At 71.3% G+C, this 21,628-nt stretch carries 18 protein-coding genes and 1 pseudogene; 9 read left to right on the forward strand and 10 right to left on the reverse strand.

From position 1 onward, the window contains the following. The first annotated feature begins 45 nt into the window (after window positions 1–45). Entirely contained in the window at window positions 46–1,719 is a 1,674-nt protein-coding gene (gene betA / locus ACXKR8_RS47640) for a choline dehydrogenase (protein WP_458270779.1), read from the forward strand. A 7-nt stretch (window positions 1,720–1,726) separates the two neighbouring features. Here the strand turns inward: betA and ACXKR8_RS47645 are convergent, their stop codons facing one another. Together ACXKR8_RS47645 and ACXKR8_RS47650 are read right to left on the reverse strand one after the other, a co-directional pair. Beyond that, window positions 1,727–2,962, reverse strand: a complete 1,236-nt coding sequence (locus ACXKR8_RS47645) for an NAD(P)/FAD-dependent oxidoreductase (RefSeq protein ID WP_458270780.1) — start codon at window positions 2,960–2,962, stop codon at window positions 1,727–1,729. Further along, complete coding sequence (locus ACXKR8_RS47650) at window positions 2,959–3,288, reverse strand: bifunctional 3-phenylpropionate/cinnamic acid dioxygenase ferredoxin subunit (protein WP_458275261.1); 330 nt, start codon at window positions 3,286–3,288, stop codon at window positions 2,959–2,961. Before ACXKR8_RS47650 ends, ACXKR8_RS47645 begins: the two co-directional genes overlap by 4 nt. Window positions 3,289–3,507: 219 nt before the next feature. Between ACXKR8_RS47650 and ACXKR8_RS47655 the strand changes: the two genes are divergently transcribed. Next, window positions 3,508–4,257, forward strand: coding sequence for an IclR family transcriptional regulator (locus ACXKR8_RS47655; RefSeq protein ID WP_458275262.1), 750 nt, complete (start codon window positions 3,508–3,510; stop codon window positions 4,255–4,257). A 63-nt stretch (window positions 4,258–4,320) separates the two neighbouring features. On the opposite strand, the gene ACXKR8_RS47660 is transcribed toward ACXKR8_RS47655, so the two are convergent. Together ACXKR8_RS47660 and ACXKR8_RS47665 are read right to left on the reverse strand one after the other, a co-directional pair. Continuing rightward, on the reverse strand, window positions 4,321–5,841 hold the full coding sequence (locus ACXKR8_RS47660; RefSeq protein WP_458270781.1) for an amino acid permease: 1,521 nt from the start codon (window positions 5,839–5,841) through the stop codon (window positions 4,321–4,323). 48 nt (window positions 5,842–5,889) lie between these two features. Next, on the reverse strand, window positions 5,890–7,404 hold the full coding sequence (locus ACXKR8_RS47665) for an aldehyde dehydrogenase family protein (RefSeq protein ID WP_458270782.1): 1,515 nt from the start codon (window positions 7,402–7,404) through the stop codon (window positions 5,890–5,892). Between the two features lie 237 nt (window positions 7,405–7,641). Here ACXKR8_RS47665 and ACXKR8_RS47670 point away from each other — a divergent pair, with 237 nt between their 5' ends. Then, window positions 7,642–10,116, forward strand: coding sequence for a GcvT family protein (locus tag ACXKR8_RS47670; protein ID WP_458270783.1), 2,475 nt, complete (start codon window positions 7,642–7,644; stop codon window positions 10,114–10,116). A 61-nt stretch (window positions 10,117–10,177) separates the two neighbouring features. Further along, a complete protein-coding gene (locus tag ACXKR8_RS47675; RefSeq protein WP_458270784.1) occupies window positions 10,178–11,299 on the forward strand; it encodes an aromatic ring-hydroxylating oxygenase subunit alpha in 1,122 nt (373 codons plus the stop codon). A gap of 74 nt (window positions 11,300–11,373) precedes the next feature. Here ACXKR8_RS47675 and ACXKR8_RS47680 read toward each other — a convergent pair whose 3' ends face one another. Continuing rightward, window positions 11,374–12,630 (reverse strand): vWA domain-containing protein, encoded by a 1,257-nt coding sequence (locus ACXKR8_RS47680; protein ID WP_458270785.1) that lies wholly within the window; start codon window positions 12,628–12,630, stop codon window positions 11,374–11,376. Between the two features lie 63 nt (window positions 12,631–12,693). On the opposite strand from ACXKR8_RS47680, the gene ACXKR8_RS47685 reads away from it, so the two are divergent. Beyond that, a complete protein-coding gene (locus ACXKR8_RS47685) occupies window positions 12,694–13,134 on the forward strand; it encodes a VOC family protein (protein ID WP_458270786.1) in 441 nt (146 codons plus the stop codon). A 111-nt stretch (window positions 13,135–13,245) separates the two neighbouring features. Next, window positions 13,246–14,462: pseudogene (locus ACXKR8_RS47690) on the forward strand (metallophosphoesterase). Between the two features lie 2 nt (window positions 14,463–14,464). Here ACXKR8_RS47690 and ACXKR8_RS47695 read toward each other — a convergent pair. Further along, on the reverse strand, window positions 14,465–14,929 hold the full coding sequence (locus ACXKR8_RS47695) for a hypothetical protein (protein ID WP_458270788.1): 465 nt from the start codon (window positions 14,927–14,929) through the stop codon (window positions 14,465–14,467). Window positions 14,930–14,989: 60 nt separating this feature from the next. Further along, window positions 14,990–15,511, reverse strand: coding sequence for an Lrp/AsnC family transcriptional regulator (locus tag ACXKR8_RS47700; protein WP_458270789.1), 522 nt, complete (start codon window positions 15,509–15,511; stop codon window positions 14,990–14,992). A gap of 146 nt (window positions 15,512–15,657) precedes the next feature. Here ACXKR8_RS47700 and ACXKR8_RS47705 point away from each other — a divergent pair, with 146 nt between their 5' ends. The 3 genes from ACXKR8_RS47705 to ACXKR8_RS47715 all read left to right on the forward strand — a co-directional run bounded on the left by ACXKR8_RS47705 (window position 15,658) and on the right by ACXKR8_RS47715 (window position 19,250). Further along, entirely contained in the window at window positions 15,658–16,824 is a 1,167-nt protein-coding gene (locus ACXKR8_RS47705; protein ID WP_458270790.1) for a trans-sulfuration enzyme family protein, read from the forward strand. Between the two features lie 115 nt (window positions 16,825–16,939). Next, window positions 16,940–18,814: a glycosyl hydrolase family protein gene (locus ACXKR8_RS47710; protein ID WP_458270791.1), complete on the forward strand. Its 1,875-nt coding sequence runs from the start codon at window positions 16,940–16,942 to the stop codon at window positions 18,812–18,814. Window positions 18,815–18,893: 79 nt separating this feature from the next. After that, window positions 18,894–19,250: an STAS domain-containing protein gene (locus ACXKR8_RS47715; protein WP_458270792.1), complete on the forward strand. Its 357-nt coding sequence runs from the start codon at window positions 18,894–18,896 to the stop codon at window positions 19,248–19,250. A 9-nt stretch (window positions 19,251–19,259) separates the two neighbouring features. Here ACXKR8_RS47715 and ACXKR8_RS47720 read toward each other — a convergent pair whose 3' ends face one another. The 3 genes from ACXKR8_RS47720 to ACXKR8_RS47730 all read right to left on the reverse strand — a co-directional run bounded on the left by ACXKR8_RS47720 (window position 19,260) and on the right by ACXKR8_RS47730 (window position 21,558). Next, a complete protein-coding gene (locus ACXKR8_RS47720; protein WP_458270793.1) occupies window positions 19,260–20,594 on the reverse strand; it encodes a PP2C family protein-serine/threonine phosphatase in 1,335 nt (444 codons plus the stop codon). Window positions 20,595–20,672: 78 nt separating this feature from the next. Then, entirely contained in the window at window positions 20,673–21,089 is a 417-nt protein-coding gene (locus ACXKR8_RS47725; protein ID WP_458270794.1) for an ATP-binding protein, read from the reverse strand. 181 nt (window positions 21,090–21,270) lie between these two features. Continuing rightward, window positions 21,271–21,558, reverse strand: a complete 288-nt coding sequence (locus tag ACXKR8_RS47730) for a hypothetical protein (protein ID WP_458270795.1) — start codon at window positions 21,556–21,558, stop codon at window positions 21,271–21,273. Window positions 21,559–21,628: the final 70 nt, after the last annotated feature.

The following is a 21,628-nucleotide window of genomic DNA, read 5'->3' on the forward strand; positions in this document are numbered from 1 at the left end:
AACGACGTTTCGCCTAGCGAAACTCACTGCTCTCGGCAGGAGACCATGACCTTGCAGCAGTACGACTTCATCATCGTCGGCGGAGGCTCTGCCGGTTGCGCGCTCGCGGCCCGGCTCAGCGCCGACCCCGCCAACCGGGTCCTGGTGCTGGAAGCAGGCCGGCCCGACTACCCGTGGGACGTCTTCATCCACATGCCGGCCGCGCTGACCTTCCCGATCGGCAGCCGGTTCTACGACTGGAAGTACGAGTCCGAGCCGGAACCCTTCATGAACGGGCGGAAGATCTACCACGCCCGCGGCAAGGTCCTCGGCGGCTCCAGCAGCATCAACGGCATGATCTTCCAGCGCGGCAACCCGCTCGACTACGAGCGCTGGGCCGCCGACGCCGGGATGAAGGACTGGGACTACGCCCACTGCCTCCCCTACTTCAAGCGCATGGAGAACTGCCTCGCCGACCAGGCGAACAGCGTCCAAGACAGCGGCTTCCGCGGGCACGACGGACCGCTCGTCCTGGAGCGCGGACCCGTCACCAACCCGCTGTTCGGCGCGTTCTTCGAGGCCGTGCAGCAGGCCGGCTACCCGCTCACCGACGACGTCAACGGCTTCCGCCAGGAGGGCTTCGCCGCCTTCGACCGCAATCTGCGCCGGGGCCGCAGGCTCAGCGCCGCCCGCGCCTACCTGCACCCGGTGATGGGCCGTCCCAATCTCGAGGTGCGGACCCGCGCCCTGGTCACCCGGGTGCTGTTCGACGGCAGGCGCGCCACCGGGGTGGAGTACCGCCAGGGCCGGAGCGTGCACCGGGCCGGCGCCGGCAAGGTGATCCTCTCCGGCGGCGCCATCAACTCCCCGCAGCTGCTGCAGCTCTCCGGCGTCGGCAACGCGGCGGAACTGGACGCGCTCGGCATCAAGGCCGTCCAGCACCTGCCCGGCGTCGGCGAGAACCTGCAGGACCATCTGGAGGTGTACGTCCAGCACGCCTGCAAGCAGCCGGTGTCCGTGCAACCCGCGATGAAGCTGTGGCGGCGGCCCTTCATCGGGGCCGAGTGGCTGTTCCTGCGCAAGGGCCCTGGGGCGACCAACCACTTCGAGGGCGGCGGCTTCGTCCGCAGCAACGAGGAGGTCGCCTACCCCAATCTGATGTTCCACTTCCTGCCCATCGCGGTGCGCTACGACGGCTCCGCACCGGCCGGCGGCCACGGCTACCAGGTCCACATCGGCCCGATGTACTCGGACGCCCGCGGCTCGGTGAAGATCAAGTCGAGGGACCCGCGCGAGCACCCGGCGCTGACCTTCAACTACCTCTCCACCGAGCAGGACCGGCGGGAGTGGGTCGAGGCGATCCGGGTCACCCGCAGCATCCTCGGCCAGGACGCCTTCGCCGCGTACAGCGACGGCGAGATCTCGCCCGGCCCGGACGTCGCGACCGACGAGGAGATCCTGCAGTGGGTCGCCAGGGACGGCGAGACCGCCCTGCACCCCTCCTGCACCGCGAAGATGGGCACCGACGAGATGGCGGTCCTGGACCCGTCCACGCTGGCGGTCCACGGCCTGGAGGGGCTGCATGTGGTCGACGCCTCCGCGATGCCCTATGTGACCAACGGCAACATCTACGCCCCGGTGATGATGCTCGCCGAGAAGGCCGCCGACCTGCTGCTGGGCAACACCCCGCTGGAGCCCGACACCACCGAGTTCTACCGCCACCGGCCGACCGGGGACTGATTTTCCGTCAGGCCGGCGTGGTGGCGGCCGCGGGGATCGGGGTGAGCTGGCGCCGGAGCCGGCTGAAGAGCTTCGGCTGGTTCATGGCGAGCACGGCGACGGCCTGCCCCCCTCGCCGGTACACCGCCACGAACGAGCGGCTGTCGAGGTCGCCCTCGACCAGCTGCGGCTCGGCGTCGGCGGCGACGTGTCCGGCCAGCTGGATCCGGGCCCGGTACTGGTCGGACCAGAAGTACGGCGGCCGGGCCGGCATCGCTGCCGGCCGTCCGGAGAGCAGGGTGCGGACGGCCGTCCCGGGCTGCTCCGTCGCGTTGGTCCAGTGCTCGATGCGGGCGTGCCGCCCGGTGAACGGGTGCGGGCAGCGGGCCACGTCGCCCACCGCGACCACGCCCGGGACGCTGCTGCCGCACCCCGCGTCGCAGACCACCCCGTCCGCCACCGCCACGCCGGAGCCGGCCAGCCAGTCGGTCGCGGGCCTGACCCCCACGCCGACCACCACGACGTCGGCGGGCAGCAACCGCCCGTCGGCCAACCGGACCCCGGTCACCCGACCCGCAGTGGCCCGACCCGCAGTCGCCCGGCCCGCGCCGGGCGCGCCGCCGTCGCCGACCAGCCCGGCCACCCCGGTGCCGCAGAGCAGGCGCACCCCGTGGTCGGTGTGCAGCGCGGAGCAGACCAGCCCCATCCGGCGCCCCAGCGCCCGCTCCAGCGGCACCTCAGCGGCCTCGACCACCGTGACGTCCAACCCGAGGGCATGCGCGCTGGAGGCCACCTCGGCGCCGATGAAGCCGGCCCCGATGACCACGACCCGGGGCCGTCCGTCGAGCAGGTCCGCGCGCAGGGCGAGGGCGTGGTCCAGGGTGCGCAGGGTGTGGACGCCGGCCAGCCCGTCGGCCCCGGCGAGGGTGCGGGGGCTTGCCCCGGTGGCGATGACGACGGCGTCGGAGCGCAGTTCCCGGCCGCCCGCCAGGGTGATGCTGCGGGCCGCCGGGTCCAGTCGCACCGCCCGCTCGCCGAGCAGCCACCGCGCGCCCAGGTCGGTGTACTCGTCCGGGCTGCCGAGCGCGAGCGCGTCGGCGTCCAGCCCGCCGGTGAGGAAGTCCTTGGACAGCGGGGGCCGGTCGTACGGCTGGTGGCGCTCCTCGCCGACCACGGTGACCGAGCCGTCGTACCCCTGCTCGCGCAGCGCGCGGACGGTGCTCAGGCCCGCCAGCGAGGCGCCGACGACCGTGATCGACTTCACGCGGGTTCGACCGCGGCGACCTGGGCGACGTGGAGGACCACGAAGCCGTCGGCCACGGTGACCTGATGCGTCGTCAGCGGCCGCTTCGCGGGGAGGCAGGTGGGCCGGCCGGTGCGCAGGTCGAACGCGGAGGCGTGCAGCGGGCACTCGACGAAGCAGCCCTCCAGCCAGCCGTCCGCCAGCGAGGCGTCCTGGTGGGTGCAGGTGTCGTCGACGGCGTACACGGTGCCGTCCGCGTTGAACAGGGCGACCGGGGCCGCTACGCCCTCGGTCACCCGGAGCGACTCGCCGGGCGGCAGGTCTTCGATCCGGCACACCGTGATCATGGGAGCCTCCAGCTTGGGATCCTCACCCCCGCCGAGGAGGGTGCGCATCGCATTACACAACCCGATTCGTATTGCGCAACATGGTTTCGGCCCGTCAGGGGCTTGTCAAGAGGACGTCCTGCGCTCGGCTGCACGTGTGCATAATGTTGCGTTATGAGCAACAGTCGGAACGGCACGTCCTCCGAAGGGCCGGTGGGCTCGCAGCGGACCGAGTCCCCGGTGCAGTCCGTCGACCGGGCGGTGACCATCCTGGAGATCCTCGCGCGCAGGGGCGAGACCGGGGTCACCGAGCTCGCGGCGGAGCTCGGCGTGCACAAGTCGACGGCGTTCCGCCTCACCGCGGCCCTGGAGATGCGCGGCCTGGTCGAGCAGCCGGGGGAGCGCGGCAAGTACCGGCTGGGGCTCGGCCTGGTCCGGCTCGCGGGCGCGGCGACCGTGCGGATGGACCTGTCCCAGCTGAGCCGCCCGATCTGCGAGCGGCTGGCGGTCGAGGTCGCCGAGGCGATCAATGTGGCGATCCTGCTCGACGGCGAGGCCGTCAACATCGACCAGGTGTTCGGCCCTTCGGCGCTGACCACCCACAACTGGGTCGGCCAGCGCACCCCGCTGCACGCGACGTCCAGCGGAAAGGTGCTGCTGGCACACCTGCCGGCGGACCTGCGGAAGCAGCGGCTGGCCGCCCCGCTGGCGCGCTACACACCGCTGACGGTGACCGACCCGGAGGTCCTGGCCGCCCAGTTGGAGCGGATTCTGACGGACGGATTCGGCTCCTGCGTCGAGGAGTTGGAGCAGGGCCTGAACGCCGTCGCGGCCCCGGTGTACGCGCAGAACGGTCAGGTGGTGGCGGCCATCAGCGCCTCCGGCCCCTCCTTCCGGCTGACCGGGGAGCGGATCCCCGCGGTGGCCGCCGCGGTACGGTCGGCGGCCGCGGAGGTCTCGGCCCGGCTCGGGCACTTCCCGGTGGGGTGAACTCCGTGGGGAGGGGCACCGGATGGTCCCGGCGCCCCTCCGGGGCTGTGCTCCCTTTCCCGGCTACTGCTGCTGGGTCCGGTGCCGGTAGCGCAGGTAGAGCAGTCCGCCGACGGCCGAGATCACTCCGGTGAAGACGACGGCGCCCCACTGGTAGTACCAGTGGTCGTTGCCGTAGACGGCGGCCCGCGGCCAGGCCAGGTTGACGGTCATCGCCGCGCCGTAGAGCACGGCGACGATGTTCACCACGACCCCCCAGCGGCCCATGCTGAAGAACGCGCCGTGCTCCGCCCGGGGCCAGCCGCCGCGCAGCCGGCGCAGCAGCATCGGGGTGGTCACCATCAGGTAGGGGATGTAGAAGAGGATGATCGCGACCGAGGTGAGGATGTAGAACACCCGCTGGTTGCCCATGTTGACCAGCAGCAGCACGATCGTCAGCACGCCGGTGATCAGGGCGGGCAGGACCGGGGTGCCGGATCTGGGGTTGACCTTGGCGATGCGCGCGCTGAAGGGCAGCCGTCCGTCCCGGGCCATGGAGAACAGCAGCCGGATCGCGGCGGTCTGCACGGCCAGGCAGCAGACCGTGATCGCGATCGCCGAGCAGACCAGGAAGACGTCCCCCAGGTTGTTGCCGAGGGTGCTCTTGATCAGGTACGGCATGCCGAGCGTGCCGATCTCGGACGACTTGATGTTGCCGACCGCCATCATCCCGACCAGCATCAGCAGCCCGCCCGCGATGGCGGCGGCGGTGATGGCCCGGAGGATGGCGCGGGGGGCGTGCCGCCGCGGCTCCCTGGTCTCCTCGGCCAGCGAGCCCGCGGTGTCGAAGCCGTAGAACACATAGGCGCTCATCATCGAGGCCACCATGAAGGCGCCCAGGTAGCCCCAGGAGTGGCCGGTTCCGGTGCCCTGGGTCTGCAGCACCACCTGCGGTCCGCGCTTGATGTGCAGGGCGAGCATGATGATCAGCAGGGTGACGCCGATCAGCTCCACCGCCACCCCGAAGTTGTTGATCTTCGCCATCAGCCGCACGCCGACGATGTTGACGATGGTGGTGAAGACGACCAGGCCCAGGGCGAGGACGATGGCGTTCTGCGAACCGGCGGGCGTGGTGGTCACTCCCGCGTCGGCGGAGCCGCCGACGATCTCGAAGACCAGCGAGACCTGCGGCAGGATGATCTGGTAGGCGACGGCGACCGCGGCCGCGGTGACGATCGAGCCCACCGTGATGATCCAGCCGGACATCCAGGAGGTGCCCGGGCGCGCGATCTGCTTGGACCACTGGTAGACCGAGCCGGCCAGCGGGAACTGGCCCGCCAGCTCGGCGAAGCAGAGGGCGACCGCCCCCTGGCCGATGAAGACCAGCGGCCAGGTCCAGATGAAGGCCGGGCCGCCGGAGGCGAAGCCGAAGCCGAACAGCTGGAACACACCGGTCATGATCGAGATGTAGCTGAAGCCCGCGGCGAAGCTGGAGAAGGAGCCGAGGGATCTCTCGAGTTGCTGGGTGTAGCCGAAGCGGGCGAGGTCGTTGCTGTCGTCGTTCGGGGGCGGTGCGCTGGTTCTGGTGGTTCCCGGGTTGCTCATGGTTTGCTCCATAGGGAGGCAGGGTCGTGGGGGAGGGTTGCGCTGTGTTCAGCCGGCGAACCAGTGCTGGGCGGCAGGGGTGACGGTGCGCCAGATGTGCTTGGTCTCCTGGTACTCGCGGAGGCCGGACGGACCCAGCTCGCGGCCGGTCCCGGACTGTTTGACCCCGCCCCACTCGGCCTGCGGCAGATAGGGGTGGTAGTCGTTGATCCAGACGGTGCCGAGGCGCAGCCGCGACGCCACCCGCTCACCGCGTCCCGGGTCCTGGGTCCACACGGCGCCGGCCAGGCCGTAGGGGGTGTCGTTGGCCAGGGCCACCACCTCGTCCTCGTCGTCGAAGAGTTCGCCGGTCAGCACCGGTCCGAAGACCTCCTCGCGGATGATGGTCATCCCGGCGTGGCAGCCGTCGAGCACGGTGGGCCGCAGGAAGAAGCCCGCCTGCAGTTCGGGATCGGTGGGCCGGCCGCCGCCGGCCCGGACCACCGCTCCCTGGGCGACGGCGCCCGCGATCAGGCGCTCGACCTTCGCCCGGTGCTCGGCGGTGACCAGCGGACCGGTCTCGGTGCCCTTGGCGAGGCCGTCGCCGAGCCGGATCAGGTCGGCGCGGCGGGCCAGTTCGGCGGTGAACCCGGCGTGCAGGCTGCGGTGCAGCAGCAGCCGCGATCCGGCCGAGCAGACCTGCCCCGAATGCAGGAAGGCGGCGGTGAGCGCGAAGTCCACGGCGGCGTCGAGGTCGGCGTCGGCGAAGACGATATTGGGGTTCTTGCCGCCGAGTTCCAGGGCGACCCTCTTGACCGTCTCGACCGCCGCCCGCATCACCGAGCGGCCGCTGACCCCGCCTCCGGTGAAGGAGACCAGGTCGACCTGCGGATGCTCGGCGAGCGCGGCGCCGACGGCGCCGCCGCCCAGGACCAGGTTGGCGGTCCCGCTGGGAGCGCCGGCCAGCGTCAACTGCTGCTGGAGCAGCTCGAACAGACGGATCGTGGTGAGCGGGGTGACCTCGCTGGGCTTGGCCACCAGGGTGTTGCCCGCGGCGAGGGCGGGGGCGATCTTCCAGGAGATCTGCAGCAGCGGGTAGTTCCAGGGCGTGATCAGGGCGCACACGCCGACCGGCTCGTAGACCACCCGGCTGATGGCGTCGGGCCGTCCGGTGTCCACCGTGCGGCCCGCGTCGACGGTCGCCAGCGCCGCGTAGTAGCGCAGCACGGCCGTGGCGTCGTCGACATCGGTACGGCTCTCCGCCAGCGTCTTGCCGGTGTCGAGCGTCTCCAGCCGGGCCAACTCCTCGCGGTGCTCCTGGAGCGCGTCGGCGGTCGCGGTGAGGACGCCCGCACGGCGGGCGGCCGGGGCGCGGGCCCAGGACCCCTCGTCGAAGGCGGCCCGTGCGGCGCGTACGGCGCGGTCCGCATCGGCGGCGGACGCCTCGGCGACGCTCGTCACCACGGACGCGTCGAAGGGGTTGACGACCACTCGCTGTCGGCCCGCCTCGGCGGACGTCCAGACGCCGTCGATCAGCAGGCTCGCCGGGTCGGTGGAACTCGTCGGGTCGGTGGATGAGGGCACAGGTCGCCGCCTCCTCAGTGAGTTGCGTGATGCGAGATAAGTGCCTTCATGCGCAACTTGCGGTGAGTATGGAAGGGCCCCAAATCCCTGTCAAGGGGGCGAGGGCGGAGGCGCCGTCGGCGCCGGCCGGGCCTTCCGCTGTCGCGCTCTTGACAGTGCGTGCGGCGGGCATGAGTCTGTTTCACATCACGCACGCTGATGCGCCATATGCAACTCCCTGCCGAGGGGACGGATGCCTTGTCAGTCCGACCGAAAGTCGTGATCGTCGGTGCCGGCATCGTCGGCTGCGCGCTGAGCGACGAGCTCACCGCACGCGGCTGGACCGACGTCACCGTGCTGGAGCAGGGCCCCCTCTTCGCCACCGGCGGGTCGAGTTCGCACGCGCCCGGACTGGTCTTCCAGACCAACCCCTCCAAGACCATGACCGAGTTCGCCTCCTACACCGTGCGCAAGTACGCGGAACTCACCCTCGACGGCCAGTGGTGCTTCCGCCGTCTCGGCGGCCTGGAGGTGGCCACCACCCCGGAGCGGCTCGCCGAACTCACCCGCAAGCACGGGCTGGCCACGTCCTGGGGGGTGACGGGCCGTCTGCTCGACCCGGAGCAGTGCGCCGCGCTGCACCCGCTGCTGGACCGCGACCAGGTGCTCGGCGGCCTGCACGTGCCCAGCGACGGACTGGCCAGTGCCGTCCGCGCCGGTGAGGTGCAGGCCCGCCGCGCGATCGAGCGCGGTGCCCGCTTCCTGCCGCACCACACCGTCACCGGTTTCGAGTCGGCCGGCGGGCGGGTCACCGCCGTGGTCACCGACCGGGGCAGCTTCCCCGCCGACGTGGTGGTCTCCTGCGCCGGTTTCTGGGGCCCGCGGATCGGCCGGATGGCCGGGCTCACCGTCCCGCTGGTCCCGCTGGCGCACCAGTACGCCAGGACCACCCCGCTGCCCGAGCTGGCCGGCCGCAACAGCGAGGAGCTGGAGGCCTCCCTGCCGATCCTGCGCCACCAGGACCGCGACCTCTACTACCGCGAGCACGGCGACCGGATCGGCATCGGCTCCTACGCCCACCGCCCGATGCCGGTGGACCTCGACGACGTGGCGCCGCCGCTGACCACAGCGCAGTCGCAGCAGATGCCTTCGATGCTGCCGTTCACCGAGGAGGACTTCGCCCAGCCCTGGGCCGACTCGCAGGCGCTGCTGCCCGCCCTGGCCCGGGCCGAGGTGGCGGAGGGCTTCAACGGCATCTTCTCCTTCACCTCCGACGGCTTCCCGCTGCTGGGGGAGGCCCCGGAGCTGCGCGGGCTCTGGGTCGCCGAGGCGGTCTGGGTGACCCACTCGGCGGGGGTGGCCAAGGCCATGGCCGAGTGGCTGGTCGAGGGCACCCCGCGGACCGACCTGCACGAGTGCGACCTCAACCGCTTCGAACCGGTGCAACTCGCCCCCGCCTACATCCACCAGCGCAGCTGCCAGAACTTCGTCGAGGTCTACGACATCATCCATCCGCTCCAGCCGATGCAGGAGCCGCGCCCGCTGCGGGTCAGCCCCTTCCACACCCGGCAGCGCGAACTCGGCGCCTTCTTCCTGGAGGCCAACGGCTGGGAGCGGCCGCACTGGTACCAGGCCAACCAGGACCTGCCCGAGGTCGCGGCCGTCCCCGGTCGCGGCGCCTGGGCCTCGCGCTACTGGTCCCCGATCGCCGGTGCCGAGGCGCTGGCCACCCGCGAGCGGGTGGCCATGTACGACATGACGGCGCTCAAGCGGCTGGAGGTCACCGGGCCCGGTTCGCTGGCCCTGCTGCAGTACCTGACCACCAATCAGCTCGACAAGCCGGTCGGCTCGGTCACCTACACCCTGCTGCTGGACGAGACCGGCGGCGTGCGCAGCGACCTGACGGTGGCCCGGCTCGGCGCGGACCGCGGTTCTGGTGAACGCTGGCAGATCGGCGCCAACGGCGCCCTCGACCTGGACTGGATCACCCGTCACCTCCCCGAGGACGGCACGGTCCAGGTCCGCGACATCACCGCCGGAACCTGCTGCGTCGGGCTGTGGGGCCCGCTCGCCCGCGACCTGGTCCAGTCGCTCACCGACGCGGACCTCTCGCACCAGGGCTTCGGCTACTTCAAGGCCAGGCAGGTCCACCTCGGCAACGTCCCGGTCACCGCGATGCGGCTGTCCTACGTCGGCGAACTGGGCTGGGAGCTGTACACCACCGCCGACAACGGCCCCAAGCTGTGGGACACGCTGTGGGCCGCCGGGCAGCCGCTCGGCGTCGTCGCCGCCGGACGCAGCGCCTTCAACAGCCTGCGGCTGGAGAAGGGCTACCGCTCCTGGGGCACCGACCTGACCGCCGAGCACAACCCCTACGAGGCGGGCCTGGGCTTCGCGGTCCGGATGGAGAAGGGCGACTTCCTCGGACGGCAGGCGCTGCTCGGCCTCAGCGAGCAGACGGTGTCGCGCAGACTCACCTGCTTGCTGCTCGACGATCCGCAGGCCGTGGTGATGGGCAAGGAACCGGTGTACGTCCACGGCGCCCCCGCCGGGTACGTCACCAGCGCCGCCTACGGCTACAGCATCGGTGCCTCGATCGCCTACGCCTGGCTGCCCGTGGCCGCCGCCGAACCCGGCACCCGGGTGACCGTCGAGTACTTCGGCGAGCAGCTGCCGGCCACGGTCACCGAGGAGCCGCTGTTCGACCCGAAGATGACCCGCATCCGCCGCTGACCCGCCGCCGCCGTTGAACTGCTGCCGCCGCTGACCCGCTGCCGTCGAAAGGCACACCGCCGTGACCGCGACCGAGCTCCCTTCGAGCCTGATCCGCACTCTGCCCGGACGCTCCTACACGGATCCGCAGATCTTCGCGCGGGAACAGGAGCAGATCTTCGAACGGATGTGGTTCTGCGCCGTCCGCGCGGACGACCTCGCCACGCCGGGCAGCTTCCGGACGGTGCAGGTCGGCCGGGAGAGCCTGCTGGTCACCCGGGCCCGCGACCACAGCGTCAAGGCGTTCCTCAACATCTGCCGGCACCGCGGGGCCCGGCTGTGCACGGAGGAGGCCGGGGAGGTCAAGCGCGCCTTCCAGTGCCCGTACCACGCCTGGACCTACGGCCTGGACGGCAAGCTGGTCGCCGCGCCCAATCTGACCAGCATGCCGGACGTGGACCGCACCGCCTACGGACTGGTCCCGGTGCAGGTGCGCGAGTGGCTCGGCTATGTGTGGGTCTGCCTGGCCGACGAACCGCCGTCGTTCGAGGCGGACGTGATCGCCGCCGCCACCGAGCGGCTCGGGGATCCGGCCGCCATCGACCGCTACCAGATCGACCGGCTCGCGGTCGGCCGCCGGATCCGCTACGAGGTCCGCGCCAACTGGAAACTGATCATCGAGAACTTCATGGAGTGCTACCACTGCGCGACCATCCACCCCGAACTGACCGAAGTGCTGCCCGAGTTCGCCGGCGGATACGCCGCGCAGTACTACGTGGGGCACGGCGCCGCGTTCGCCGGGGAGGCCGAGGGCTTCACCGTCGACGGCGGCGCGGGGGTGGACCGGATCCCGACCGTCTCCGACGACCAGGACCGCAAGTACTACGCGATCACCGTCAAGCCGCAGGTCTTTGTGAACCTGGTGCCGGACCACGTCATCGTGCACCGGATGTTCCCGCTCGCGGTCGACCGGACGGTGGTCGAGTGCGACTGGCTGTTCGTCAAGGACGTCGTCGACGCCGGCGTCGACACCTCCCGCTCGGTGGAGCTGTTCCACCGGGTCAATGTGCAGGACTTCGACGCCTGTGAACGCTGCCAGCCCGGCATGGACTCGCGCGCCTACCGGGCCGGCGGCGTCCTGGTGCCGAGCGAGCACCACATCGGGGCGTTCCATGAGTGGGTCACCGACCGGCTCCGCGGCTGACCCGGTGCTGCTCGCCCGGCGCCGCCGTCCGGACCGGGGGTCGGACGATGCCGCGCTTCGGACGATGCCGGGGGTCAGACGATGCCGAGCCGGCGCGCCTCCGTCAGCCACTGCGGGAACTCGCTCAGCAGCCGGTCGTAGAGCTCCGCGTCGGTGATCCGGTCGATGTCGTCGACCTGGAAGAACCCGGCGTTGTCGACCACCCGTCCGGGCAGGGTGTCGAAGCGTTCCAGGATGCCGTAGTCGGACGTGCCCAGGCCGATGAACTGCCAGAACAGGGGCTTGCCGGCGGCCTCGGTGAGGAGGTTCTGGATCTGCCGGCTGCGGTTGATGCCGCCGTCGGAGAAGAACAGCACCAGCACCGGATCGCCGGGCCGCTCCGCGTAGTAGGCCAGGATGTCGCGGATCACCAAGGGCTCGTTGTTGCCGCCGAAGACGTCCACCAGGTAGTCGGGGACGCGGGACCGTCCGTCGGGCAGCTCCGGGAGCTGGCGCTGCCCCGAGCGGATGTAGACATGGCGCTCGATCCACCCGGCCAGCTCGGGGATCGTCAGGGTGGGCAGTCGGGCGCAGCGGTCCGCGAAGATCCAGGCGTCCAGGGAGCTGTCGTCGTCCACCACGGCGGCGATCGGGGCCATCCGCTCGACCAGGCGGCCCACCGTGCCGACCTGGTAGAGCGGGCGCATCGACCCCGACCGGTCCAGCACCAGCGCGACCCTGGCCCGCACCCCGGCGGCGCCCCGCTTGGCCAGGTTCACCCGCACGATCTCCTTGCGCAGCGAGACCGGGTCGGCGGGGGCGGCCTGGGGCGTGGACCCGGCCGGCTCCTCGTCCACGGCCACGCCGAAGTCGGCGGCCAGTCCGGCCAGCCCGGTGTCGTAGCCCTGGCCGAGGGCCCGCAGCCGCCAGCCGCCCTGGCGCCGGTAGACCTCGCCGAGCAGCAGCAGCGTCTCCTTGCCCGCCGTCCGCACCGGGAAGACGGCGGCGACCGCGCCGCCGGCGTCGTGCAGCTCCAGCGCCAGGTCGCGCACGTCGGCGAAGCTGCCGTCGTCCAGGGTGGCCGCGATCACCACCCGTTCCACGCCGGCGGGCAGCCGCTCCGGCTGCACCAGCAGCGACTGGCGTCCCGGCGCGCCGCCCTGGTGGCGCACCGCGCCGCCCTCCGCCTCGGGCTGGTTGTAGAACACCAGGTCCGCGTCCGTCCTGACCTTGCCGCCTGCGCCCACCAGTACGGCCGAGGCGTCCAGCACCGAGCCGCAGGACCAGCGGACCACGAGGGTCAGCGGGCCGAGCGGGACCGGGGTGTTGGCGCCGGGAAGGAGTTCCGTCATGCCCGCATTGTTCCGCAGCGCGGGCGCCGCTGGGGGCCTTTCCCGACCTATAGGCTCGGATCCATGAGCATTCAGCGCATGGACAACGTCGGCATCGTCGTCGAGGACCTGGACGCGGCTGTCGCGTTCTTCACCGAGCTCGGCATGGAACTGGAAGGCAGGGCGGAGATCGAAGGCGATTGGGTGGACCGCACGGTCGGCCTCGACGGCATCCGCAGCGAGATCGCGATGATGCGGATCCCGGACGGCCACGGCAAGTTGGAGCTGAGCAAGTACCACGCCCCGGCGTCGTCCAGCCCCGAGCCGGCGAACCCGCCGCCCAACACGCTGGGCCTGCACCGCGTCATGTTCGCCGTCGACGACATCGACGACACCGTCGCCCGGCTGCGGGCCCATGGCGCCGAACTCCTGGGCGAGGTGGCGCAGTACGAGAGCATCTTCCGGCTCTGCTACCTGCGCGGCCCCGCGGGCATCATCGTCGCCCTGGCCGAACAGATCGGCTGACCGGGTCCGGGTCCGCGCTTGCGGCGGCGGCGGTGCGGGCCGGTTCGGGTGACGGGCCGACATGGCGGATGATGGGAACCGGTAGCACCGCGGATGTAGAGGGGCAGCGCAATGACAGAGGTTTCGGTCGAGGCGTCGGTCGACGCCGGGGCGTCGCGGGGGAGAAGGCGCGGAGGCCGCGGCCGGATCCTGCGCGTGCTGGTCATCCTCGGCCTCCTGTTCGTCCTGCCCTGGTGGACCCTGTTCGCCGCCGGCGCCGACTGGCCGCTCCCGGTGTTCCTGGTCGGCACGGTGCTCTTCGCTGCCGCGGTGCCCGCCCTGCCGGTGCTGATGGTCAGGGGGCACGGGCGCAGGCGCTCGGACCGGGCGGCCCGCATCGCCGACACCGCCCTCGGCGTGGTCTGGGTGCTGTTCACCTGGTCGGTCCTGGGCAACCTGCTGCGGCTGGTGCTGCTCGCGCTCGGAGTGGGCGACCCGGACCGCGCCAGGATCGTGGCCGTCACCGTCGCGGTGGTCGCGGTCGGACTGCTGGCCTGGGGCCACTACGAGGCCATGCGACTGCCCCGGGTGAAGCGCCTGGACGTCACCGTCCCGCGGCTCGGCCGCGGCCTGGACGGGACCCGGGTCGTGTGCTGGCCGACACCCACTACGGGCCGATCGACCGGGCCGGCTGGTCGGCCCGGGTCGCCGAGAAGGTCAACGAACTGGACGCGGACGTGGTCTGCCACGCGGGCGACATCGCCGACGGCACCCCGGACCAGCGCCGTGAGCAGGCCGCGCCGCTCGGGACGATGCGGTCACGGCTGGCGAAGGTGTACGTCACCGGCAACCACGAGTACTCCAGCGAGGCCCAGGGCTGGCTCGACCTGATGGGAGAGCTGGGGTGGGAGCCGCTGCACAACCGCCATGTGGTGGTCGAACGCGGCGGGGACGCTCTGGTGCTCGCGGGCGTGGACGATGTGACCGCGGCCTCGTCCGGGCAGACCGGACACCGGGCGGACCTGGCCCACGCGCTGGTGGGAGCGGACCCGGAGCTGCCGGTCCTGCTCGTCGCGCACCAGCCCAAGTTCGTCGGACAGGCCGCGAGCGCCGGCATCGACCTGCAGATCTCCGGGCACACCCACGGCGGGCAGATCTGGCCGTTCAACTACCTGGTCCGCCTCGATCAGCCGGTGGTGCACGGCCTCAGCCGGCACGGCGTCCGGACCCAGCTCTACACCAGCCGGGGCGCCGGCTTCTGGGGCCCTCCCTTCCGGATCTTCGCGCCCAGCGAGATCACCCTGCTCACCCTGCGGTCGGCGCCACCGGCGGCAGACGTCCCTGGGTAAGGTCAGTGCTCGCCCTTGATCACGAAGTAGGAGCCGCGGATCACCCCGGCCAGCTTTGACTTCTGGCGCGCGAACTTGAAGCGCGAGGCCAACTCCTCGGGAACGTCCATGCCGTCCGCGAGCTTGAACCCGACCGCGCGCTTCGCTCCTTCCGCGATGCCGTACATCACGTTCACCGCCAGACCGGACTGGTAGAACACATAGGCCATCCGAAGACCGTCCACCTCGAAGGAGGTCACCTCGAGCGGGCGGGCGGCGATGACGATCTCGCGCTCCTGGGCGAGGACGCCGGTCACCCAGTCCAGCGTCTCGGGCGCCTCGGCGGCGGGGCTGACGGTGAAGACATGGTCGTACTTGTTCTTGTAATAGCGTGCCTCATTGGCGCGGAGTCCCGCGAGGGCATCCGCGACCGGGGACGATTCCAAACCGACGGTGGACACATTCACGAAGTCGACGACGTACGGCACGCATCCTCCTGGTGACGATCGATCAGGCCGACTGTAGTGCCACTCCCGCCGGGCGCGCCCTCAGGACACGGCGTGCGGTCGGTCGGGGCGGCGGTCGTTTCCGGTGGGCGGCAGTTGGGGGCCGCCCTGCCAGGACTCGAAGATCAGTTGGGTGTGGACCCGGCCGACCTCGCGGCGGGCGGTGAACTCCAGCACCAGCCGCCGCAGGTCCGCGGTGTCGGCGCAGTTGACGTGCACGAGGAAGTCGTCGCTGCCGGTCACATGCAGCAGCAGGCGGGTTTCCGGCAGGCTGCGGGCGAAGCCGATGAAGGGGTTCACCAGGGGCTGCTTGTGGGCCAGGAACTGGATGGCGAGCAGCGCCTCCACCCCCCGGCCGATCGCGCCGGGGGAGACCGTGGCGCGGAAGCCGGTGACGACGCCGAGCCGTTGCAGCCGCGCGGTGCGGTCCAGACAGGTGGACGGCGCGATCCCGACCCGCGCGGCCAGGGCCTTGTTGGGGATCCGGCCGTCGAGCTGCAGTTCGCGAAGAATGGCCGTGTCGACGGTGTCGAGCAGGTCGCGGGAGTCGTGCGGGCTGTTCACTCTGGCTGCTCCTCGGGGGCCGTGCAGGATTCCGCCGACCGGGCACGGCGCCACGCCGATCCGGCTGTGGTTCGGCATAATCGGCTGGGCCCGAATACTATCCGGCACCATACGACCTCACCCGCTCCCTGTGCCAGGTTGAGCGCATGACATCGACACACGGCATTCGCACCCGCGCGGTGCACGCAGGCCGCGAGGATCTGGCCGACCTGGGAGTGCACGCGGTTCCGATCGACCTGTCCACCACGTATCCGTCCCGGGACAGCCGGGGGGAGGCCGCGCGGCTCGACGTGTTCGCGACCGGCGAGCAGGCTCCCGGGATGCCGGTCTACGGCCGGGTGGGCAATCCGACGGTCGCGCGGTTCGAGGACGCGCTGGCCGACCTGGAGGGGTGCGAGGCCGCCGTGGCGTTCGCCTCGGGCATGGCCGCGCTCACTGCCTGCCTGCTGGCCGGCGTGGCGCAGGGCCGGACGCACGTGGTGGCCTGGCGGCCGCTGTACGGCACCAGCGAACACCTGCTGGGATCGGGCCTGCTGGGCACCACGGTCACCCGGGTCGGCTCGCTGGAGGAGATCGCCCCGGCGCTGCGCGAGGAGACCGCGTTCGTGATCGTCGAGACACCGGCGAACCCGACCCTGGCGGAGGTCGATCTGCGAGCCCTGGCGCGCGCGTGCGGGGACGTTCCGCTGCTGGTGGACAACACCTTCGCCACTCCGGTGCTGCAGCGCCCCGCCGACCTGGGCGCCGCCGTGGTCCTGCACAGCGCCACGAAGTTCCTCGGCGGCCACGGCGACGTCCTGGGCGGCATCGTCGCCTGTGACGAGCCGTACGCGCGCACCCTGCGTCAGATCCGCTTCGCCACCGGGGCGGTGCTGCATCCGCTCTCCGGCTACCTGCTGCTGCGCGGGCTGTCGACGCTGCCGGTGCGGGTGGCTGCCGCCGCTGCCACCGCCGCCGAGCTGGCGCAGCGGCTTTCGACCCATCCCGCGGTGGCCCGCGTCCACTACCCCGGGCTCGCCGCCGATCGTCCCGAGCGGCAGATGCGGGGAGGCGGGGCGATCGTGTCCTTCGAGCCGGTGGGCGATCCGCACGCGCTGATCGCCGCGGTCCGGCTGATCACACCTGCGGTCAGCCTCGGTGGTGTCGACACACTGATCCAGCACCCGGGTTCGATCAGCCACCGCATCGTCGCCCCGGAGGACCGCGTGTCCGCCGGCATCAGCGAGCAGTTGCTGCGTCTCTCGGTCGGGCTGGAGGACATCGAGGACCTGTGGGAGGACCTCGAGCAGGCCCTCAAGGCATCCCAAGCCTGACCCGCTCCTGTCACAACCGTTGACGGCCGTTCAGGAGGCACTTAAGGTGTCGCTGATTCATCAATATGACGATGGTTCATATATATGAATTCCATGGACGATGGAGGAGCGAGCCGTGTTCCCAGCACCCAGGCGCCACCGGTTGTGCGGCCGATCCCCGTACCAGGCAGGCCTGTTCGTGCTGGGACTGGTCCTCGCGGCGGTCGTCGCCGGTCCGGCCGGTACGGCGTCCGCGGCGGCGCCTCCGGTGGTCACCATCGCCCCGACGACCACCGGGACCGCGCTGACCGGCGGCTCGCTCGGCCTCTCGTTCGAGGCATCCGACCTCGCGCTGCCCGGCTTCACCTCGGGCAACCTCGCCGCCCACCTCAGGACCCTCGGCACCTCGGTGATGCGGATCGGCGGCAATACCGTCGACCAGACGTACTGGACCTCCAGCGGCGAGACCCCGCCGTCGTGGTCCACGGCCACCATCACCCCCGCCGACCTCACGGCGCTGAACACCCTGGCGAAGGCCAGCGGCTGGAAGGTCATTCTCGGCGTCAACCTCAAGCAGTACGACGCGGCCAGGGCGGCCGACGAGGCGGCGCACGCGGCCACCGCGCTCGGCTCGTCCCTGCAGGCCATCGAGATCGGCAACGAACCCGACCTGTACCCCCAGTACTCCGGCAACACCGCGAAGTACCTCACCGACTTCAAGGCCTACACCGCGGCCATCAACAAGGCGGCCCCCGGTGTGCCGATCGAGGGCTCCGACGCCACGGGCGCCACCAGCGCCCTGCAGAACGCCTTCGTGGCCGCCCACCCCGCGGTCAACGAACTGACCAGCCACTACTATCCGCTCACCTCCAGCACCTGCGGCGGGAACCCGACCATCGCCGCCCTGCTCGGCACGAGCGTGCGCAACGCCGAGACCGGGGTCGCGGTCAGCGCGGTCGCCCAGGCCGCGAAGCTCGGCGTCCCAGCGGTGATCGACGAGGGCAACTCGGTGGTGTGCGAAGGCCAGCAGGGCGTGAGCAACGTCTTCGCCTCGGCGCTCTGGGAGGTGGACGAGCAGTTGGACCTGGCCCGCGAGGGCGTGGCCGGCGACTACATGCACGGCACCGTGATCCAGTGCAACGCACCGAAGCCGCTCTTCATGTACTACACCCCGCTGTGCGCCCCGACCGCGGCCGACGCGGCTGCCGGAACGCTCGCCGCGCAACCGGAGTACTACGGACTGGCCGCCGTGCACCAGATCGGCGCCGGAAGCTTCCTCAACGTCGACAACCCCGCCTGGGCGACCGTCCGCACCTACGCCGTCAAGCACCCCGACGGAACGATGACCGTGGTGCTGGACGACGTACAGGACCCGGCCGCCAACGCCGCCACCACCCTGCAGCTGAACCTCGGCGCCTCGTACACCACGGGCCGACGGGTGAACCTCACCGCGAGCGGCCTGACCGCCACCACCGGCGTCACCCTCGGCGGGCAGACGGTCCAGGCCGACGGCACCCTGCCCGCCCCGACCACGACCCCGGTGGCCGTCAACGGCAGCACCCTGACCGTCACCGTTCCGGCCGGCAGCGCCGCGATCCTGACCCTCGGCGGAGCCGGCAGCACCAGCACGACCATCGTCGGCGGGCTGTCCGGCAAGTGCCTGAGCGTCACCGGAGGTTCGACCGCGAGCGGGGCCGCGGCCGACATCTACGACTGCAACGGCAGCGGCAGCGAGAGCTGGACGCTCGGCCCGAACAACAGCATCGTCGGCGGACTCTCCGGCAAATGCCTTGAGGTCGGCGGCAGTGCGACAGCCAACTTTGCCGGCGTGGACATCTCTGCCTGCACCGGTGCGGCCAACCAGGCCTGGACCGTCAACGCCGGGGGCTCCATCGTCGGCACCCAGTCGGGCAGGTGCCTGAGCGTCACCGGCGCCTCGGTCGCCAACGGCGCAACGGCCGACATCTACGACTGCAACGGCAGCGGCAGCGAGACCTGGACCGAACGATGAGCCACCCGCGGTACGGGGTGTGGCCGGGAGATTTCGGGGCAGCCGGGAGACGTTGTATTCACATCGATGGAGGTGCGCCATGTCCTCGGATTCCGACGTCCTGGCTGTCAGTACCACAGTGCACGGTGAGGATCGCGCGGTTGTGGCGGTGAGTGGCGAACTCGACGCGGACACCGCGGCCGTGCTGCGGCACCAACTGGCTGCCCTGGTGGTGCAGGGGCGGCGGTACATCGTGCTGGATCTGGCACAGGTGCCGTTCATGGATTCGTCCGGCCTGAACAGCGTGCTCCGTGCACGGTCGGAAATGGCGCGTCACGAGGGCCGGCTCCTGCTGGCGGCTCCCGCTACGGCGGTGCGACGGCTTCTCGACCTGACGGGCATCAGCCTGACCAGCCCGCTCTACGACACGACGGACCTGGCGCTGGCGACCTTCTAGACCTCATGCCTACCTCGATCCGCGCACCGTCCTCCCGGGGACGCGGAGCAGGAGGAGGGCGGTGTCGTCGACGGCGTAGCCGCCGGTGTGCTCCGCGACGACACCGCACAGGTGCGCCAGGGTGGCGCCTGCGTCCAGTGCTGGGGCTGCTGTCTGCGCCAGCGCTGCGGCCAGGCGGTCCTCGCCGAACAGTTGGCCGCGGTTGCTGTCCCGGGCTTCGGTGATGCCGTCGCTGTAGAGCAGGAGTGCGTCGCCCGGGTGCAGGGTGAAGAGGGTTTCGCTCAGGTGGATCTGTTCGGGCGCCAGGAAGGTCGTGAGCATGGTGCCGGGCGTCTGGAGTTCTTCGACCGTGCCGTTCATGCGGCGGATCAGCCCCGGCGGGTGGCCGGCGCTGGTGTAGCGGCCGGTCAGCCGACCGTCGCTGTGAAGCCGGAAGGTGGCGATGGCGGCCGTCAGGAAGCGGTCGCTGACCTGCTGATCGACCATGGCGTGGTGCAGCCGCCGCAGCACCGTGGCCGGGCGCGGGTGCTGAGTGGCCTCGGTGCGTACGGTGTAGCGGGCCAGGGCGGTGACCTTGGCTGCTTCGACGCCTTTGCCGCAAACGTCGCCCAGCACCGCGCACCAGCTCGTGCCGCGGGTGTGGAACAGGTCGTAGAAGTCGCCCAGGATCTCGGCACCGGTGGCATGGGCCGGCAGGTGGACCGCGGCCACGTCCAGGCCGGGCACGGTCGGCAGGCTCGGCGGCAGCAGGCTGTCCTGCAGGGTGCGCGCCAGCGCTGCCGAAGCCTGTCCTGAGGCGATGGCCTGGCGCAGGGCCTGACGCAGGGCGATCTCGGAGGAGACGGAGCGGGCGAGGGTCTGCAGCGATTCGCGCTGGGCGGCGGTGAAGGGGCGGGCCCGGTCGTCGACCACGCAGAACCCGCCCAGGACGTGGCCGTCGGGGGAGAGCACCGGGTAGCCGGCCCAGGCCCCGATGCCCAGTGCGCCGATGGCGGCGAGGTCCTTGATGCGGACGTCGGTGACCGCGTCCTCGGCGATCAGCGGCTGTCCGGTGCCGATCAGCAGATGGCAGGGGCTGTGGCGGATGTCGTTCTGGCGTCCCGCCGCGGTGTCGACGCCGATGGCGCTCTTCCAGAACGAGCGGTGTCCGTCGGCGACGGTGAAGAACGCCTTGCTCGTGCTGGTGATCGCCATCGCGAGTCTGGTCAGGTCGTCGAACCTGTCCTCGGCGGGAGTGTCGAGCAGTCCGGAGTCAGCCACCGCGTCCAGCCGGGCCGGGTCGAACACGGCCGCGGGCAGTTCGGGCAGCCGGGCCGGTTCCTGCAGTCCAGCGCTGCGGGCCATCGGTGATCTCCTTCTCCGAACGCGGGCACAGGCACGCGTTTGCGCGCCGGACCTGGGCGCCGGTGTGGGTGGGCGTTCTCAGGGGGCGGTACTGCGGTCGGGGTAGGGCACGGTGGCGGTGACCGTCTTGCCGCCGTCCTCGGTCGGGGTCAGCTGCACGGTGGCGGCCAGCGTTTGCAGCAGGTGCCAGCCGAAGCCGCCGCCTCCCGCCACCAGGTCGGGCGCGCGCGGTTGCGGCATGGCGGGACTGGTGTCGCTGACGGCGATGGTCCACTGGGTGCCGTCGTCGGACAGGCTCAGCTCGCAGGGCCCGGGGGCGTGCCGGGTGGCGTTGGTGACCAGTTCGCTCACCAGCAGCAGAGCGTCCGCCCCGGCCTGCGACTGCGTGCCCAGGAAGGCACCGGCGAGTTGACGTGCGGTGGCGATGCAGCCGCTCATCCCGTTCAGGGAGTAGCTTGCCCGGGAGAGGGGGAACGGTTCCTGGGGACTCGCCATGCGGTGCCGTACCCCTCGCCCGGAAACATCTCCTGGTATGCGTCTGCCCAGCGTTGCGTGGTCGATGCAACGAAGGGGCCGACTGGCATATTAGCCGCTCGGCGTCACTGGACTGCTGCGGCGAATACCTGCTGGAGGCCGCCCCGCGCGGAGGCCCGCCGGCACTGCCCTGTGCGCGAGTTCACCTGTCCCGGAGCGAGATCACCCGGTCCACGGCTTCCTGGATCTTCGGCAGGGACGCCGCGACGGCCTCGTCCTCGGGTTCCTCGCCGAGCAGGTCGACGGCAGCCGCCCGGGTGAGGACGATGTCGGCTTCGGGGACCAGCCCCGCGGCCCACACGTCCAACTCCGCCTCGGTGTCCTCGCCGTAGCTGATGTAGAGAACCGGGCGTTCGGCGGAGGAGCCCAGAAGGGTACGAAGGTCTGCGGCGGTGACGCGCGGGGCGGGACTGTTGGCGGTCGGTTCCACGGGGTGGGCCTCTTCCGATCGACGGTTGGTGGCGAACCCAGGGATAGCACATTTCCGTGGAGCCTGATCG

The organism is Streptacidiphilus sp. PAMC 29251, assembly GCF_054208735.2.

What these genes read in the sequence shown, in the direction of transcription:
- ACXKR8_RS47715 (WP_458270792.1), top strand. Translation starts at nt 18,894, where the DNA reads ATGTCCTCGGATTCCGACGTCCTGGCTGTCAGTACCACAGTGCACGGT.
- ACXKR8_RS47720 (WP_458270793.1), bottom strand. Translation starts at nt 20,594, where the DNA reads ATGGCCCGCAGCGCTGGACTGCAGGAACCGGCCCGGCTGCCCGAACTG.
- ACXKR8_RS47660 (WP_458270781.1), bottom strand. Translation starts at nt 5,841, where the DNA reads ATGAGCAACCCGGGAACCACCAGAACCAGCGCACCGCCCCCGAACGAC.
- ACXKR8_RS47705 (WP_458270790.1), top strand. Translation starts at nt 15,658, where the DNA reads ATGACATCGACACACGGCATTCGCACCCGCGCGGTGCACGCAGGCCGC.
- ACXKR8_RS47725 (WP_458270794.1), bottom strand. Translation starts at nt 21,089, where the DNA reads ATGGCGAGTCCCCAGGAACCGTTCCCCCTCTCCCGGGCAAGCTACTCC.
- betA (WP_458270779.1), top strand. Translation starts at nt 46, where the DNA reads ATGACCTTGCAGCAGTACGACTTCATCATCGTCGGCGGAGGCTCTGCC.
- ACXKR8_RS47680 (WP_458270785.1), bottom strand. Translation starts at nt 12,630, where the DNA reads ATGACGGAACTCCTTCCCGGCGCCAACACCCCGGTCCCGCTCGGCCCG.
- ACXKR8_RS47650 (WP_458275261.1), bottom strand. Translation starts at nt 3,288, where the DNA reads ATGATCACGGTGTGCCGGATCGAAGACCTGCCGCCCGGCGAGTCGCTC.
- ACXKR8_RS47685 (WP_458270786.1), top strand. Translation starts at nt 12,694, where the DNA reads ATGAGCATTCAGCGCATGGACAACGTCGGCATCGTCGTCGAGGACCTG.